Source organism: Rhodopseudomonas sp. BR0G17, from assembly GCF_010907025.1.
In the GTDB taxonomy this organism is placed as follows: domain Bacteria; phylum Pseudomonadota; class Alphaproteobacteria; order Rhizobiales; family Xanthobacteraceae; genus Rhodopseudomonas; species Rhodopseudomonas palustris_H.
Map to the genome: position 1 here is coordinate 36,359 of NZ_QUML01000002.1, position 15,975 is coordinate 52,333.

The 15,975-nt window shown below is 65.0% G+C and carries 20 protein-coding genes; 5 read left to right on the top strand and 15 right to left on the bottom strand.

Annotated features, from left to right (window positions below):
* Window positions 1-217: 217 nt before the first annotated feature.
* Genes DY467_RS02305 through DY467_RS02315 form a run of 3 tightly spaced genes read right to left on the bottom strand, consistent with a single transcriptional unit; the run spans window position 218 to window position 1,979 of the window.
* The gene (locus DY467_RS02305) at window positions 218-691 is read right to left on the bottom strand and encodes a secondary thiamine-phosphate synthase enzyme YjbQ (protein ID WP_164633881.1); all 474 of its coding nucleotides are present in this window, start codon (window positions 689-691) and stop codon (window positions 218-220) included.
* A 23-nt stretch (window positions 692-714) separates the two neighbouring features.
* Window positions 715-1,308, bottom strand: a complete 594-nt coding sequence (locus DY467_RS02310) for a hypothetical protein (RefSeq protein ID WP_107354296.1) — start codon at window positions 1,306-1,308, stop codon at window positions 715-717.
* A gap of 47 nt (window positions 1,309-1,355) precedes the next feature.
* The gene (locus tag DY467_RS02315) at window positions 1,356-1,979 is read right to left on the bottom strand and encodes a 2-hydroxychromene-2-carboxylate isomerase (protein WP_164633882.1); all 624 of its coding nucleotides are present in this window, start codon (window positions 1,977-1,979) and stop codon (window positions 1,356-1,358) included.
* Window positions 1,980-2,281: 302 nt separating this feature from the next.
* Between DY467_RS02315 and DY467_RS02320 the strand changes: the two genes are divergently transcribed.
* The 5 genes from DY467_RS02320 (at window position 2,282) to DY467_RS02340 (ending at window position 4,872) form a co-directional block, all read left to right on the top strand.
* A complete protein-coding gene (locus tag DY467_RS02320) occupies window positions 2,282-2,668 on the top strand; it encodes an AtpZ/AtpI family protein (RefSeq protein WP_107354294.1) in 387 nt (128 codons plus the stop codon).
* A 69-nt stretch (window positions 2,669-2,737) separates the two neighbouring features.
* Window positions 2,738-3,484 (top strand): F0F1 ATP synthase subunit A, encoded by a 747-nt coding sequence (locus tag DY467_RS02325; protein WP_164633883.1) that lies wholly within the window; start codon window positions 2,738-2,740, stop codon window positions 3,482-3,484.
* A gap of 48 nt (window positions 3,485-3,532) precedes the next feature.
* Entirely contained in the window at window positions 3,533-3,760 is a 228-nt protein-coding gene (locus tag DY467_RS02330; protein ID WP_009796340.1) for a F0F1 ATP synthase subunit C, read from the top strand.
* A 57-nt stretch (window positions 3,761-3,817) separates the two neighbouring features.
* Entirely contained in the window at window positions 3,818-4,375 is a 558-nt protein-coding gene (locus DY467_RS02335) for a F0F1 ATP synthase subunit B (RefSeq protein WP_107343013.1), read from the top strand.
* A 5-nt stretch (window positions 4,376-4,380) separates the two neighbouring features.
* Window positions 4,381-4,872 (top strand): F0F1 ATP synthase subunit B family protein, encoded by a 492-nt coding sequence (locus DY467_RS02340; RefSeq protein WP_107343012.1) that lies wholly within the window; start codon window positions 4,381-4,383, stop codon window positions 4,870-4,872.
* Window positions 4,873-4,981: 109 nt separating this feature from the next.
* Here the strand turns inward: DY467_RS02340 and DY467_RS02345 are convergent, their stop codons facing one another.
* The 12 genes from DY467_RS02345 to coxB form a co-directional block, all read right to left on the bottom strand.
* The gene (locus DY467_RS02345; protein WP_164633884.1) at window positions 4,982-5,635 is read right to left on the bottom strand and encodes a hypothetical protein; all 654 of its coding nucleotides are present in this window, start codon (window positions 5,633-5,635) and stop codon (window positions 4,982-4,984) included.
* A 97-nt stretch (window positions 5,636-5,732) separates the two neighbouring features.
* Entirely contained in the window at window positions 5,733-6,320 is a 588-nt protein-coding gene (locus DY467_RS02350) for a GNAT family N-acetyltransferase (RefSeq protein WP_012494521.1), read from the bottom strand.
* 61 nt (window positions 6,321-6,381) lie between these two features.
* Window positions 6,382-7,671, bottom strand: coding sequence for a M16 family metallopeptidase (locus DY467_RS02355; protein ID WP_107343010.1), 1,290 nt, complete (start codon window positions 7,669-7,671; stop codon window positions 6,382-6,384).
* Window positions 7,668-9,086 carry a threonine synthase gene (gene thrC, locus DY467_RS02360; protein ID WP_164633885.1) on the bottom strand — a complete coding sequence of 473 codons (1,419 nt, stop codon included), beginning with the start codon at window positions 9,084-9,086 and terminating at the stop codon, window positions 7,668-7,670. The genes DY467_RS02355 and thrC overlap by 4 nt, the downstream gene beginning before the upstream one ends.
* 147 nt (window positions 9,087-9,233) lie before the next feature.
* The gene (locus DY467_RS02365) at window positions 9,234-10,037 is read right to left on the bottom strand and encodes an SURF1 family protein (RefSeq protein ID WP_164633886.1); all 804 of its coding nucleotides are present in this window, start codon (window positions 10,035-10,037) and stop codon (window positions 9,234-9,236) included.
* Window positions 10,034-10,429, bottom strand: a complete 396-nt coding sequence (locus DY467_RS02370) for a DUF983 domain-containing protein (protein ID WP_164633887.1) — start codon at window positions 10,427-10,429, stop codon at window positions 10,034-10,036. Before DY467_RS02370 ends, DY467_RS02365 begins: the two co-directional genes overlap by 4 nt.
* Before the next feature lie 167 nt (window positions 10,430-10,596).
* On the bottom strand, window positions 10,597-11,451 hold the full coding sequence (locus tag DY467_RS02375) for a cytochrome c oxidase subunit 3 (protein ID WP_164572429.1): 855 nt from the start codon (window positions 11,449-11,451) through the stop codon (window positions 10,597-10,599).
* Window positions 11,452-11,522: 71 nt separating this feature from the next.
* On the bottom strand, window positions 11,523-12,149 hold the full coding sequence (locus tag DY467_RS02380) for a cytochrome c oxidase assembly protein (RefSeq protein WP_107343005.1): 627 nt from the start codon (window positions 12,147-12,149) through the stop codon (window positions 11,523-11,525).
* 14 nt (window positions 12,150-12,163) lie between these two features.
* Window positions 12,164-12,331 (bottom strand): cytochrome c oxidase system small membrane protein, encoded by a 168-nt coding sequence (locus DY467_RS02385; RefSeq protein ID WP_164633888.1) that lies wholly within the window; start codon window positions 12,329-12,331, stop codon window positions 12,164-12,166.
* 11 nt (window positions 12,332-12,342) lie between these two features.
* Window positions 12,343-13,281, bottom strand: a complete 939-nt coding sequence (locus tag DY467_RS02390) for a heme o synthase (RefSeq protein WP_107343004.1) — start codon at window positions 13,279-13,281, stop codon at window positions 12,343-12,345.
* Window positions 13,282-13,353: 72 nt separating this feature from the next.
* Entirely contained in the window at window positions 13,354-14,979 is a 1,626-nt protein-coding gene (ctaD, locus tag DY467_RS02395; RefSeq protein ID WP_107354285.1) for a cytochrome c oxidase subunit I, read from the bottom strand.
* Window positions 14,980-15,045: 66 nt separating this feature from the next.
* Window positions 15,046-15,903: a cytochrome c oxidase subunit II gene (gene coxB / locus DY467_RS02400; protein ID WP_164633889.1), complete on the bottom strand. Its 858-nt coding sequence runs from the start codon at window positions 15,901-15,903 to the stop codon at window positions 15,046-15,048.
* Window positions 15,904-15,975 lie beyond the last annotated feature (72 nt).

Consider the following 15,975-nt stretch of genomic DNA (forward strand, 5'->3'; position numbering starts at 1 on the left):
CTACCAAATACCAACGGCCGCGGAGCAATCCGCGGCCGTTTTGCTTTTGGCGGCGAGATGAGGCGGATAACAAGGTGCACAACCTCATGGTCAGGAGAGACGCGTAGCGCTGTCTCGAACCATGGCCGCGGCTATTGCATGTCCTCATCCTTCCAGACACCCGACTCCGCCGGGCGCCTCATCAGGATGAGGGCGCAGTCCATATTGGGAAGAGTGATTACGCCGTCGTACCGATGAACTGCAGCACAACCTCGCGGCGATGCGGCCTGGCCCGGTGCTCGATCAGATACACGCCCTGCCAGGTGCCGAGAGCGAGCCGGCCCTGCAGCACCGGGATCTGCAGCGAGACGGACGTCAGCATCGTCTTGACGTGGGCCGGCATGTCGTCCGGCCCTTCGGTGTCGTGACGCCAGCCGGCATTCTCCGGCGCGAGCCGGTTCAGCACTGTGGCGAGATCCACCAGCACGGTCGGATCGGCATTCTCCTGGATCGTCAGCGACGCGGAGGTGTGGCGCACGAACACGGTGAGGCCGCCGTCCTTGGCCTGCGCCTCTGTCACGAATGCCGCGAGTTCGCGCGTGATGTCGGTAAAGCCGGTCCCATTCGTCTGCACGGTCAGGAGCGACGAGGCAACACTGGTGGCGGTGGCGCGCGCCAGCGGCGCGCGGCTGAGAGTACGGGATGAACTCATCGATGACCTCTTGTCCCGACCGATCAGATCTTGTCGCCGCTGAAGTCCTTCTGCAGCCGGTTGGCGGTCTCGACCAGACGGCGCCAGGCGCGCTCAAGGAAGCCCATCACCCGATTGACGTCTTGATCGCTCGGCAGCGGGATTTCCAGTTTGCGCTGGCCGTCCTTCTCGGTGATCTGCGGCTGGGGCAGCTTGTCGCTCTTGGGCAGCGCCTCATCGGTTTTGACGCCGGGCTGTCCGGCGCTGGCAAGCTGTGCCTTCAGGCTGTCGTTGGCAGCGCGCAGCGTATCGGCCTCTTTCTTCAGCCGATCGATTTCGGCCTGCAGCCGTCCGGTCTCGGCATCGAACGCGGCGCGTTCGTCGGCGATCTCGTAGCAGGCCCATCCGCTGCCTTTGTCGGTGCAGGTCGAGACCTTGCCGGTGCGGGTATCGAGCCGCACCACGCCCTCGGTTGCGGGCTTGAAGGCATAGCGGCCGTTCTCGCTGTCCGGCAGTGGCGTTTCGGCCAGCGCGCCGCCGGCGCCGCCGACAGCAAGCAGCAACGTCAGCGCGGCGAGGCGCGGGCCGCGCCTGGCGCCCGCGGGCAGGAAGGCCACGGCCATGGGTGCAAAGCTCATCGGGATGCTCCGCCTCTCGGAATCAAAGACCCCGCCTATATGGGGCCTCAGTTCGTCGGCCGGTACGGGGCGCGACCGGATTTCAACGCATCCTCGAGCAGTTCGATCCGGTCCTGGCCCCAGAACACCTCGCCGTCGAGCACATAGGCCGGCGAGCCGAACACGTCGGCGGCGATCGCATCCAGCCGGTTCTGCTCGTAAGCGGCGCGAATTTGGTCCGAACCGGCATGCGCGACGAGCTTTTCGCCGGGCAGGCCGGCCGCATTGGCAAGCTCGATCAGCACCGCCGGCGAGGCGAGATCAAGCTCGCGCTCCCACACCGCGGCAAAAGCGCGCTGCAGATACGGTTCGGGATCGTGGCCAGCGGCGAGCGCCGCGATCACCACGCCATCGGCGAGCCGCGCGTCGAACGGCCAATGCTTCGGCCACAACTTGAAGTCGAGCCCGCGTCTGTCACGCCATCGCTGCAGCTCGACCAGCCGGTAGCGCTGCCGCGCCGGATGGCGCTTGGCCAGCGGCATACCGCCGGTCTCGGAAAACAGCCCGGTCAGCAACACCGGCTTGTAGACGAGCCGCAGATCGTAGGTCTCGACCAGCCGTCGCAACGGTTGGTGGCCGATATAGGCCCAGGGCGATTGAAACGAGAAGTAGTAGTCGATCCGGCGCGACATACAGTCTCCGATAACGATGGCTTTCCGCAGGACCGTTGCGAACCGATCGCCGGAAGCCATCGCATCGGATCAGAGCCATTCCGGCCATGCAAGCCGGATCATGGCGCACCGCCGCAAATGCACTGCGGACAAGTTAGCGCACGGACTCGCAAATCCTCAATAAAATCAGCCAAAACAACGCTGTAAGCGGCTGCGACCGAATCTTGACTTGCCAACAGGTGGTCAGTATGGTCCGCGCGGCTTTTAAGGGTTTCTGGGGCGTTATTTCATCGTTAGCGGCAGCTAGTTCGGGTCTCCACGACATGGCGGACGACACGCACGACAGCAGCCGACCAGCGCATGAACCGCGCGACGGATCGCCTGAGGAGGCTGCGCTTTCCGCACGGCTCGGAAGCCTGGAACAACGGTTGGCCCATTCTCGGGTGAGCCGGAAACTCCAGACGGATCAATCCGAAACAGGAAGTGAAAACGGACATGCCAAAGCCTCGGCGATGGCGCTCGGTTTTCGGCTTTCATCGGAGTTGATTGCGGGCGTTCTCGGCGGAGCGGCTCTCGGCTGGGGTATCGATCGTTTGTTTTCGACCTCGCCCTGGGGTCTCATTGCGTTTGCGCTGATCGGCTTCATCGCCGGTGTAGTGAACGTGATGCGGGCAGCAGGCGTCATGGCGAAACAGTCCGAGCGACTCTGAGCGGGATCCAAGGCGCACCGATCGTTCGAATCCCGCGCAAGCTCGCGACACCGACAGACTGAGAGACGAATGGCCGCCGATCCGATCCATCAGTTCCAGATCACCAAGCTCTTCACCCTCGGTCACGTTGGCGGACAAGAAATCGCGTTCACCAATTCGTCGGCCTACATGTTCGGCACGGTGGCGTTGATCGCCATCCTGATGCTGGTGCCGGGCCGCCAATTGGTGCCGGGCCGGTTCCAGTCGATCGCGGAGCTGTCCTACGAATTCGTCGCCAACATGATACGGTCGACGGCCGGCAAGGAAGGCCTGAAGTTCTTCCCGCTGGTGTTCTCGCTGTTCATGTTCATCGCCGTATCGAACCTGATCGGCATCGTGCCCTACACCTTCACGGTGTCGAGCCACCTGATCGTCACCGTCGCGCTGGCGCTGCTGGTGTTCTTCACGGTGCTGATCTACGGGTTTTCCAAGAACGGCCTGAAGTTCTTCAAGCTGTTCGTGCCCTCCGGCGTTCCGGTCTACATCCTGCCGCTGGTCGTCTTCATCGAAGTGATCTCGTTCTTCCTCAAGCCGGTTTCGCACTCGGTGCGTCTGTTCGCCAACATGCTGGCGGGCCACATCGCGCTGAAGGTGTTCGCGAGCTTCGTGGCGATGCTCGGCGCACTCGGCATCGTCGGCTGGTTCGGCGCCGTGCTGCCGCTCGGCCTGACCATCGCGCTGACCGCGCTGGAGCTGCTGGTCGCGTTCCTGCAGGCTTATGTGTTCGCCATTTTGACTTGCATCTATCTCAACGATGCAATTCATCCGGGCCACTAAAGACCCACTCGCAAACGACTACACCCAACCCCAACAGGAGTTCGTTACATGGATCCGATTGCCGCGAAGTACATTGGCGCTGGTATTGCCTGCATTGGCATGGGCGGCGCCGGCGCTGGCGTGGGCATCATCTTCGGCAACTACCTCGCCGCTGCGGTGCGTAACCCCTCGGCCGCCCAGGGCCAGTTCGGCAACCTGATTTTCGGCTTCGCGGTGACCGAAGCGCTCGGCATCTTCTCGCTGCTGATCGCGCTGCTGCTGCTGTTCGCCCTCTAAGATCCAAAATCCGGTCCTGACCTTCCGGGGTCGCGACCGGCCGAACAGGAGAAGCCCGTGGCTCAAGGTCATGGCGACGCCAAGGGCACCACTGCCCACACGGAAGCGGGCGGAGGCCACAAGGCGCCGTTCCCGCCCTTCCAGCAGGAAACCTTTGCCTCGCAACTGGTGTCGCTGGCGATCGCATTCGTTGCGCTCTACCTGATCGTTTCCAAGATCGCACTGCCGCGCGTCGGCGGTGTGATCGAAGAGCGGCAGAAGACCATCGACGGCGATCTGGCGGCGGCTCAGAAGCTGAAGGGCGAGGCGGACGACGCGCTGAAAGCCTATGAGGCCGAACTCGCCGACGCCCGTGCCCGGGCTCAGGCGATCGGCGCGGAAACCCGTGAAAAGCTCAATGCGCAGGCGGAAGCCGAGCGCAAGACGCTGGAACAGCGGCTCGCGGCGAAGCTCGCCGACGCCGAGAAGACCATCGCAGCGACTCGTACCGCCGCGATGGGTAACGTGCGCAACATCGCGTCGGACGCCGCCTCGGCGATCGTCCAGCAGCTCGCCGGCGTGACGCCGGACGGCAAGGCGGTGGACAGCGCGGTTGACGCTTCGTTGAAGGGCTGAGGCTGATGGCAATCTTCGGAGAAGCAGAAACCTGGGTCGCGATTGCGTTCGTCATTCTGCTCGGCGTGTTCGCCTATTTCGGCGTGCACCGCACCGTGCTGCAGGCGCTGGACAAGCGTCGCGACCGGATCAAGGCGGAGCTCGACGAAGCGCGCAAGCTGAAGGAAGAGGCCGCCAAGCTGCTCGCCGACTATCGCGCGCGCCGTGCCTCGGCCGAACGCGAAGCGCAGGCGATCGTCGAAAGCGCCAAGGCCGACGCCGAGCGGATCGCGGCGGAAGCCAAGGCCAAGCTGGAAGACTTCGTCGCTCGCCGCACCAAGACTGCGGAGAGCAAGATCGCCCTCGCCGAAGCCCAGGCGCTCGCCGACGTTCGCGCGGCGGCAGCCGAAGCAGCGGTGGCGGCGGCCTCGCGCATCCTGTCGGAATCGGTCAAGGGCAACCTCGCCGACGAGCTGCTCAGTAAGGGCATCCAGGAAGTCCGCGGCAAGCTCAACTGAGCTGACGCCTGTTACAAATCAAAGGCCGGCGCGAGCGATCGCGCCGGCCTTTTTGTTTTTGCAGTCGCGGCGCGGGCAGCGTTGCCGCTGCCGGCAATCGCCGCCGCCGCTATTTCCGCTTGCGCGCCTTCGGCTCCGGCTTCAGCGCCTGCGGATCGAATCCGACATAGAACACATAGGCGTCGTTGTCCGAGACCGAGGGGGCCGGATAGGCGACGTCCTCGGCCACCAGGCTGAAAGGCACGCTGCCGTCCGGCTGCATCGAGACGCTGGTGCGATAGGCCTTGGTGAAGACCGTCTTCGGCGACACGCCTTCCTGCACCACCGCGACGCGCAGCGGCACGTCGACCGAGGTCGGCGCCCCAGCCGGACCGGCGATGATCCGGCCCTGGATGCCGATCTTGGCGGTGATGACGCCGGTGTTCAGATTGCATTCGCGGGCGGTGCGGCTGATCACCGCCTGGTAACGCAGATCCGAACCGCTGGCTTCCTTGCCCGGCAGGCCGACCGCATAGGTCGAGGCACCGGAGCGCACCGTCACCGACGGACAGGTCAGCTCGCTCTCGACCGGCGGACCGTTGGAAACGGTCGGCGCCTGATCCTTGTCGGAGCTGCCGAACAAGCTCTTGAAACGATCGGTGATCGATTGCGACCACGCCGGCGTTGCCGCCAGCACAGTGCCGCAGATCGCCACCGCGACGGTGGCGCGCGCCGCGCGCGCGATCCGGTGCCGCGACGGCACCCGTTCAATCTCCTGAGCCATTTACCCTACCCGGCTGTCCAATTCGTTGCGACCGGCGGGGTTATAGCAAAGCAATGCCGGCGAACCAAAGGCGGCAGGTGCTCCCGGACCGGCCGAATCAGCCGCGGAAATCGTCGTGCAGCAGCCCGAACAGCAGATGGTCCTGCCAGACGCCGTTGATGCACAGATACCGCCGGGCCAGCCCCTCGCGGGTGAAGCCGCACTTTTCCAGCACCCGGATCGACGGCGCATTGGTCGGGATGCAAGCCGCCTCGACGCGGTGCAGGTTGAGCTCGCCGAACAGCGTCGGCAGCAGCACCCGCAGCGCCGCCGTCATATAGCCCTGATGCGCGAACGGCTGGCCGATCCAATAGCCGATGGTGCCGGCCTGGACGATGCCGCGACGGACATTGGCGAGGGTCACCCCGCCCACCAGCTGGTTGTCGTGCTCGCGAAACACCAGAAACGGGTAGGAGCGGTCGGAGGCGACATCTTCAGAATAGCGCCGCAGCCGGCGGCGAAAGCCGGAGCGGGTCAGGTCGTCGGACGGCCAGATCGGCTCCCACGGCGTCAGATAGGCCCGGCTGTACTCGCGCAGCTCGGCCCATTGCGGGAAATCGGCCATCTGCGGCGCGCGCAGCAACAGCCCATTGCCGCGCGGCGCCAGCGCAGCGGGCCCGACGGATGGCATACGAAACAGCGCCATGGACGGCACTCCCGACCCGCAGAATCGGCGGACCTCGAACGCCGCGACCCGCGGCGTCAGCTCAATGATAGGACGTCTTGGCCTTGGATTGTGTCAAGCCTTCAGCAAAGCTGACAGCTCTGTCGAGACCGCGGCCACTGCCGAGTGCCACCACGGCCGGCCGGCTCCGCGCCAGCAGCGTGCGTCCGGCTTCCCGCGCGGTGTCGATGGTGACGGCATCGATTCGCCCGACCAGTTCGTCGACCGGCAACGGCCGGCCATAGGCCAGGATGTGCCGCGCCAGCTGCTCGGCGCGCGACGAACAGCTCTCCAGCGCCATCAGCAGGCCCGCCTTCATCTGGGCCTTGGCTCGCGAGATCTCGGCGTCGGTCAGGGTGTCGACCGCATCGTTGATGACGTCGACGATCACTTCCATCATCTCAGGCGCATCGGCCGGATCGGTGCCGGTGTAGAGACCGAAGAACCCGGTGTCGCTGTAAGGCGCGTGGAAGGTGTAGATCGAGTAGCACAGCCCGCGCTTTTCCCGCACCTCCTGGAACAGCCGCGACGACATTCCGCCGCCGAGGATGTTGGTGAACACCTGCAGGCTGAACAGCGTCGGCGCGCCCTGCGGCAGCCCTTCGAGCGCCAGCGTTAGATGCGCCTGCTCGAGATCGCGATGCACGACCCGCGAGCCGCCGGCGCCGAACATCGCCGGCTGCGGCTTCGGTGCCGGCGTGGCGTCGAAGCTGGCGAAGCGGTGCGACACTTCTTCGACGATACGGGCGTGATCAACCGCGCCGGCCGCCGCCACTACCATGTCGGGACCGCGATAATGCGTCGACAGATACGACTGCAGCTTTTCGCGACTGAAGCTCTTCAGCGTCTTGGCGGTGCCGAGCAGCGAGCGGCCGATCGGCTGCTCCGGGTAGCACAGCTCGTTCAGATACTCGAACACGACGTCGTCGGGCGTATCCTGCGCGGCGCCGATCTCCTGCACGATCACGCTCTTCTCGCGTTCGAGCTCTTCGGCCTCGAACGACGGATTGGCGAGAATGTCCGACAGAACGTCGAGCGCCAGCGGCACGTCCGCCTTCATCACCCGCGCATAATACGCGGTGGTCTCGGTCGAGGTGCCGGCATTGAGGTCGCCGCCGACCGCCTCAATTTCCTCGGCGATCTCGCGCGAGGTCCGCCGCGTGGTGCCCTTGAACGCCATGTGTTCGAGCAGATGCGAGATGCCGTGCTCGTCCGGCTTTTCGTCGCGGCCGCCGACGCCGGTCCAGACGCCGAGCGCGGCAGTCTCGAGATGCGGCATGGTGTCGGTGACGATCGTGAGGCCGGAGGGAAGTTTGCTGACTTCGACGGTCATCCGGCGGCTCCTTGCTTGGCGGCGCGGCTCACCGCCAGCACGTGACGTTCGATCGCCACCTGATCGCGCGGCATGATCTTGATCGTTTCGGTCTTGCTCATCAGGCCGTCGAGCCAAGCCGGCAGATCCGGCCGGATGCCGCAAGCAGCTTCCACCGCATCCGGGAACTTCGCCGCATGGGCGGTCGACAGCACGATGTTCGGCACGCTCGAATCGGTAGTGTCGCGATCGGCCACGGCCAGCGCCACCGCGGTGTGCGGATCGATCAGATCGCCCGCCTCCCGCCAAGCGGCACGGATCGCCGATTCGGTCTCCGCCTCGTCGGCACGGCCGGCGTCGAACTCCTCACGCACCGCGGCGAGCACCGCATCCGGCAGCACGAAGCGGCCGGACTGGCCGAGCGAACCCATCAGCGACCGGATCAGCGCGGCGTCGCGCCCGGAGGCTTCGAACAGCAACCGCTCGAAATTCGACGACACCTGGATGTCCATCGACGGCGAGGTGGTGGCGTGGACCTCGCGCACCTCGTAAATGCCGGTCTTCAGGGTGCGCGCCAGGATGTCGTTGACGTTGGCGGCGATCTTCAGCCGGCGCACCGGCAGGCCCATCTTCTTCGCGACGTAGCCGGCGAAGATGTCGCCGAAATTGCCGGTCGGCACGGTGAAGTCGACCACACGGTTCGGCGCACCGAGCGCGACCGCGCTGGTGAAGTAGTACACCACCTGCGCGACGATACGGGCCCAGTTGATCGAGTTGACGCCGGACAGCGCCACCTGGTCGCGGAACTTGTGGTGATTGAACAGCCCCTTCACGATCGCCTGGCAGTCGTCGAAATGCCCTTCGATCGCCAGCGGATGCACGTTCGGGGCGCCCGACGTCGTCATCATCATCCGCTGCACGTCGGAGATCCGGCCGTGCGGAAAAAGCACGACAAGGTCGACATTGTTCAGGTTGGCGAAGGCTTCGACCGCGGCGCCTCCGGTGTCGCCGGAAGTCGCCACCACAATGGTGGTGCGCTGCTTGCGCTTTTCCAGCACGTGATCCATCAGCCGCGACAGCAGCTGCATCGCGACGTCCTTGAACGCCAACGTCGGCCCGTGAAACAGCTCGAGCACGAACTGGCTCGGGCCGGTCTGCCGCAGCGGCACCACCGCCGGATGCCGGAAGGTGGCGTAGGCGTCGCTCGCCATCCGGCCGAGCTCGGCATCGGAGATCTCGCCGGCGACGAACGGCCGGATCACCTCGACGGCGACCTCCCAGTAGGGCCGGCCGAACAGGCTGGTGATGGTATCGGGAGTGAGCTGCGGCCAGACTTCCGGAATATACAGTCCGCCGTCACGGGCTAGCCCGGTCAGCATCACGTCGCAAAAGCCGAGGCGCGGGGCTTCGCCCCGGGTCGAAACATAGGTCGTCAAGGGTGCCTCCAAAGGCCCGGCCCAACGCCCAAGCCTTTGATATTGATCGAGTTCAGTCTCACGCGCGGGTGAAATCGGCCTCACCATAAAGGAGTTTGAGGCGCAGGGGAAATCGCTCCCTGTGGCGGATGCGCCCACCGAGGGTGCTCAGGCGATGCGACGTGATGCCTTCGCCGGCGGCACTGCCACCTGCCGTCCCTGGCCGCGCAGCCAGAACGCGAACGCCACCAGCACCGCAGCGGCAAGCCCGAACCAGGTGATGGCGTATTGCAGGTGGTTGTCGCGCAGATGCACGCCGAGCGGCCCCGGCTTAGGCACACCGCCGGTCGGCATCGGCATCTCCAAGTCGATGTAAAACGGTGCTATCTCGGCCGTCTTATCCCAACCGAGCGCGATGGCCATCGCTGGAACGTCGCGGGTGAACCACAGCCGCTTGTCGAGATTTGGGGCCGGCGCGAACAGGCCGGGCTGCTCGGGAAATCGCAAATAGCCGGTCAGCGTCGCCGTCTCCCCGCTCAGCAGCGGCTGCACCGCGCGATCCTCGGCGCCGCGCTCCTGCATGGTGTTGGGCACAAAGCCGGCGTTGATCACCACGATGCGGCCGTCCGCCAGCCGCGCCGGCAGGAACGCCCAGGTGCCGGGACCTGCGACGTCGTCGCGAACCGCCGAGCCGGACGAATACACCATCACATCCGGCAGTTTCAGATAGGTCGCGGTGAAGCGGACGCGGCGAAATTCATCGTTCGGCGGATCGAGCGCCGGCCAGTCGCGCGCTGTGGGCAGCGCCACCGGCTCGGTGGCCAGCCGTTCACTCAACGCCGCGATCAGCCGATGCTTCTCGTCGCGCCGCTGCAACTGCCAGATCCCCAGCGACAGCAGCACCGCCACCATCGTCAGCGCGATCAGGCACATCCCGGCGATGCTGCGCCGGCGCGCGGCTTCCGCCGTCATTGCGGCTCGCGACCGGCGAGGCGGCCCTCCTGCGCCTTGTGGTGGAACTGCAGGGCGATCAACAGCGCCTTGATCGAGCGCAGCGGCACCAGTGTCGTGATCACCACCAGTGGCAACCAGAGCGCTGCGTGCAGCCAGAACGGCGGCTGATACTTCACCTCGACGATCAACGCGCACAGCACCACGATGGCGCCGCCGATCAGGATGGTGAAAACCGCCGCGCCGTCACCGACATCGGTGAAGCCGAAGTCGAGACCGCAGACCTCACAGCGCGGCGCCAGTGTCAGAAAGCCCGCATACAGCCGCCCCTCCCCGCAACGCGGGCACCGGCACGCAAGGCCGCGGAGCGCGCTCTGCAGGACGGAGGGAGCGTGGCCAACCTGCTCCGTCATTGCGAGCCGAAGGCGAAGCAATCCAGGGGCCGGTGCATCCGGCTCCCGGAGTGCTTCGTCGCTTCGCTCCTCGCAATGACCGCTTGGTGATGGCGCATGATCGTTCAGCCTTGAAAGCAGGGAGGGCCGCCGCTCGGGCCCCCGCCCTCCTCTGATATCGGGCCGCCTTAGCCGCCGTGCGCCATCGCCGAGGCGCCGTGGCCCCAGACGTAGATGCAGACGAACAGGAACAGCCAGACCACGTCGACGAAATGCCAGTACCAAGCGGCAAATTCGAAGCCGAGATGCTGCTTCGGCGTAAAGTGACCGGCATAGGCGCGGATCAGGCACACCAGCAGGAAGATGGTGCCGACCAGCACGTGGAAGCCGTGGAAGCCGGTCGCCATGAAGAAGGTGGCGCCGTAGACATTGCCCGCGAACGAGAAGGTGGCGTGGCTGTATTCGTAGGCCTGCACACAGGAGAATGTCGCGCCGAGCAGGATGGTGCAGATCAGTCCCTGCTTCAGGCCCTTGCGGTCGTTGTGCAGCAACGCGTGGTGCGCCCAGGTCACCGTTGTGCCTGAGGTGAGCAGGATCAGCGTATTGAGCAGCGGCAGGTGCCAGGGATCGAAGGTCTCGATGCCCTTCGGCGGCCACACCCCACCGAACAGGGCCTCGCGGGTGGCGTGGACCGGATCGGCCGGAAACAGCGCCGCGTTGAAGTAGGCCCAGAACCAGGCGACGAAGAACATCACCTCGGAGGCGATGAACAGGATCATGCCGTAGCGGTGGCTGAGCTGCACCACGCGGGTGTGATCGTGCTGATACTGCGCCTCGCGGATCACGTCGCTCCACCAGCTCGCCATGGTGTAGAGCACGCCGATCACGCCGACGCCGAACACGATCGGGGCGCCCTGATACAAATGGTGCATCCAGGACACCGCGCCGAACGCCATGATGAACGCCGACACCGACCCGACGAACGGCCAGGGGCTCGGATCGACGAGATGATAGTCGTGGTGCTTGACGTGCGCCGTGGCCATTGTCGCTCTCCGTTTCGATCCCTCCGGGATGGTGATGCGTGTCCCGGTCGTTTTTGTTGCTGCGTTTCCTGTCAGAGATTGCCCTTGCGCGGTGCCGGTTCGCTCGAAGCCACCGGCTTCGGCGCCGGATCGCGCACCGGGTAGTAGGTGTAGGACAAGGTGATGGTCTTGACGGTGTCGTTCTCCGAATCGGCGGCGAATGCCGGATCGATGTAGAACACCACCGGCATGTCGCGGCTCTCGCCGGCCGCCAGCGTCTGCTCGGTGAAGCAGAAGCAGTTGATCTTGGTGAAGTAGGAACCGACCGTCAGCGGCGTGACGTTATAGGCCGCCTGCCCGACCGTGTCGGATCGCGACAGATTGGTGATGCGGTAATACACCGTCACCACCTTGCCGATCGGCACCTCGATGTCGCGCTGCTCAGGCTCGAACTTCCACGGCAGCCCGTTGACGTTGGAATCGAAGCTGACCGTGACGGTGCGGTCGAGCGGCGCCGAACTCGGCGCGGCACGCGCCACCTGCGTGGTGCCGTTGAAGCCGGTCGTACGGCAGAACCAGTTATAGAACGGTACCGCCGCGAACGACGCCCCGACCATAAGGGCGACCACCAGACCGCATGCCGCTGCTACCGCCGTATCGCGCCCGAGGCCGCGGCGCGGCGCCGGCTGCTGCGGAGCTTGCGGAAGCGGTGGCGACATCGGCGGCACCTTTCTCACATCGGCCGGTGCAGCACCGCCGGTCCCTTGACCAGCGTCACGGCGAAGAACAGCACCACCAGCACGCCGAGCGCCACTGCGATCGCAATCGAGCGTTCACGCTGGCGCTTCTTCTGCGCATCGGTGAGGAGGATACCGGGCGGCGTCTTATGAGCTGGCTCCATCGCGCCCTCCATCAGCCGATCAACCGCAGCACGGCCGCGGCGACGACCTCGACCAGGAGGATCGCAAACAGCGCGAACAGATACAGGATCGAGAACTTGAACAGATTGCGGGTCGCGCGCAGCGCGGCACTGCCGGAGCGATGGCGATACACCCGCACCGCCAGCACCAGCATCCAGCCGCCGAGCGCCAGCGAAGCCACGCCGTAGATTGCATCGAAGTATCCGAGCGGCCACGGCGCCGCCGCCACCGCGACCAGCGCGACGGTGTAGAGCAGGATCTGCAACCGCGTATGATCGGGGCCGGCCACGACCGGCAGCATCGGCACGCCGGCGCGGGCGTAGTCGTCGTTCCGAAACAGCGCCAGCGCCCAGAAGTGCGGCGGCGTCCAGAAGAAGATGATCAGGAACAGCAGGATCGGCTCGACCGCCAGCGATCCGGTCACCGAGGCCCACGCCACCACCGGAGGCAGCGCACCGGCGGCGCCGCCGATCACGATGTTCTGCGCGGTCCAGCGCTTCAGCCACATCGTGTAGATCACGACGTAGAAGAAGATCGTGAAGGCGAGCAGCGCGGCGGCGATCCAATTGACCAGGATGCCCAGCGTCACCACCGAGAAGAACGCCAGCGTCATGCCGAAGGTCAGCGCCTCCGACCGCGTCACCCGACCGCGCGGGATCGGGCGGTTGGCGGTACGCGTCATCTTGGCGTCGATGTCGTCCTCGTACCACATGTTCAACGCGCCGGCGGCGCCGCCGCCGACCGCGATGCAGATGATCGCGGTGATCGCCAACACCGGATGGAAGCTACCCGGCGCCATCAGCAGCCCGACCAGGGCGGTGAACACCACCAGCGACATCACCCGCGGCTTCAGCAGGGCGATGTAATCGGCGACGCCGGCTTCGGAGATCCGGGGCGCAAGCGGGATCGGATTGACGTCGATGACCGACACGGGCTCACCTCTTCTTTCGAGCTGCATCCGCTGCCGCAACGACGGCGGCGGATGCAGGTTCCAACACCGGCCTCAGCGCACCTGCGGCAGCACCTCGAACTGATGGAAGGGCGGCGGCGACGACAGCGTCCACTCCAGCGTGGTGGCGCCGGCGCCCCACGGATTGTCGGCCGCACGCTCCTTACGGATGAAGGCGAGCGCCATTCCGTACAGGAAGACCAGCACGGCAAAGCCGGAGATGTAGGAGCCGATCGAGGACACCAGATTCCAGCCGGCGAAAGCGTCCGGATAATCGACGTAGCGCCGCGGCATTCCCGACAGACCGAGGAAGTGCTGCGGGAAGAACACCATGTTGACGCCGATGAAGGTGAGCCAGAAGTGCAGTTTGCCGATGGTCTCGTTGTACATGTAGCCGGTCATCTTCGGGAACCAGTAGTACCACCCCGCGAAGATGGCGAAGACGGCGCCGAGCGACAGCACGTAGTGGAAGTGCGCGACGACGTAGTAGGTGTCCTGCAGCACCCGGTCGACGCCGGCATTGGCCAGCACCACGCCGGTCACGCCGCCGACGGTGAACAGGAAGATGAAGCCCACCGCCCACAGCATCGGCGTCTTGAACTCGATCGACCCGCCCCACATCGTGGCGATCCAGGAGAACACCTTCACGCCGGTCGGCACCGCGATCACCATGGTGGCGGCGACGAAATAGGCCTGCGTCGTGCTCGACATGCCGACGGTGTACATGTGGTGCGCCCACACCACGAAGCCGATCACACCGATCGCCACCATCGCGTAGGCCATGCCGAGATAGCCGAACACCGGCTTTTTGGAGAAGGTCGAGACGATCTGGCTGATCATGCCGAAGCCCGGCAGGATCAGGATGTAGACTTCGGGGTGGCCGAAGAACCAGAACAAATGCTGGAACAGCAGCGGATCGCCGCCGCCTTCGGCCGAGAAGAAGGTGGTGCCGAAGTTGCGGTCGGTCAGCAGCATGGTGATGGCGCCGGCGAGCACCGGCAGCGACAGCAGCAGCAGGAACGCGGTGATCAGCACCGACCACACGAACAGCGGCATCTTGTGCAGAGTCATGCCCGGCGCGCGCATGTTGAAGATGGTGGTGATGAAGTTGATCGCACCGAGGATCGACGATGCACCGGCCAGATGCAGAGCCAGGATCGCGAAGTCGACGGCGGGCCCCGGATGTCCGATGGTCGATAGCGGCGCATACATCGTCCAACCGGCACCGACACCGTTCGACGACGGCTCGCCCTCGACGAAGGTGGAGATGATCAGCAGCGCGAACGCGGCGGGCAGCAGCCAGAACGAGATGTTGTTCATCCGCGGGAACGCCATGTCCGGCGCGCCGATCATCAGCGGCACGAACCAGTTGCCGAAGCCGCCGATCATAGCCGGCATCACCATGAAGAAGATCATGATCAGGCCGTGCGACGTGACGAACACGTTGTAGGTGTGGGTGTTGTGGAAGATCTGAATGCCGGGGAACATCAGCTCGACCCGGATCGCGATCGACATCGCCGCGCCGATGATGCCTGCGATCACGGCGAACACCAGATACATCGTCCCGATGTCTTTGTGGTTGGTCGAGTACAGATAGCGTCGCCATCCGGTGGGATGCGCATGCGCGTGATCGTCGTGCGCGTGTTCGGAATGAGCGACCCTTGCAGCTTCCATTGCCATCTTCAGATCCTGACTTGAAAACCTCAGACCTTGCGGTCTCCGTTCGACGTCTTGCGATCCCGCCGCTTAGCGCGTGGCGGAAGCGGCCGAGGCGTAGGAATCGTCACGCATGCGCGAGGCGACCTGCTGCTTTTTCTTCCAGGCTTCGTACTCCTGTTCGTTCACCACACGGACGACGATCGGCATGAAGGCGTGGTCGCGGCCGCACAGTTCCGAGCATTGGCCGTAGAAACGGCCTTCCTTAGTGGCCTTGAACCAAGCTTCGTTGAGACGGCCGGGGACGGCGTCGATCTTCACGCCAAACGACGGGATCGCCCAGGAGTGGATCACGTCGGCTGCGGTGGTCTGAATCCGCACCACCTTGTCGACCGGCACCACCATCTCGTTGTCGACGCCGAGCAGACGCGGCGGGACCGGATTCATCTTGGCTCGCTCTTCATCGGTCAGCATGATCGAGGTGAACTCGATCTTGTCGTCGGGATAGGTGTAGGTCCAGTTCCACTGATTGCCGGTGGCCTTCACGGTTAGGTCCGGCTTCGGAATGTCGAGTTCGAGAAACAAGAGGCGGAACGACGGCACCGCGACCGCGACCAGAATCAGCACCGGCACGATCGTCCAGGCGACTTCGATCAGCGTGTTGTGAGTCGTCTTCGACGGGACCGGGTTGGCCTTGGCGTTGAACTTCACCACCACGATCACCAGCAGCGCCAGAACGAACAGCGTGATCAGAGTGATCAGCCACAGCATGAAGCCGTGAAACCAGACGATGTTCTGCATCACCGGTGAGGCGGGTTGTTGCAGGGTAACTTCCCACGGGGCCGGCTGCCCCATCTCGGCCAATGCGGTCCCGCCGACCGCTGCCGCACAGCAGGCGATCGCGAGTCCCAGCGACCACCGCCCCAAACGCCCCTTCGACACCTTCATGCCGCCGCGCTCCCTATGACTTGTCACAGCGAGCCCGCCGTATCGGCGTGACCGGCCGTGCAGTTTTATTGC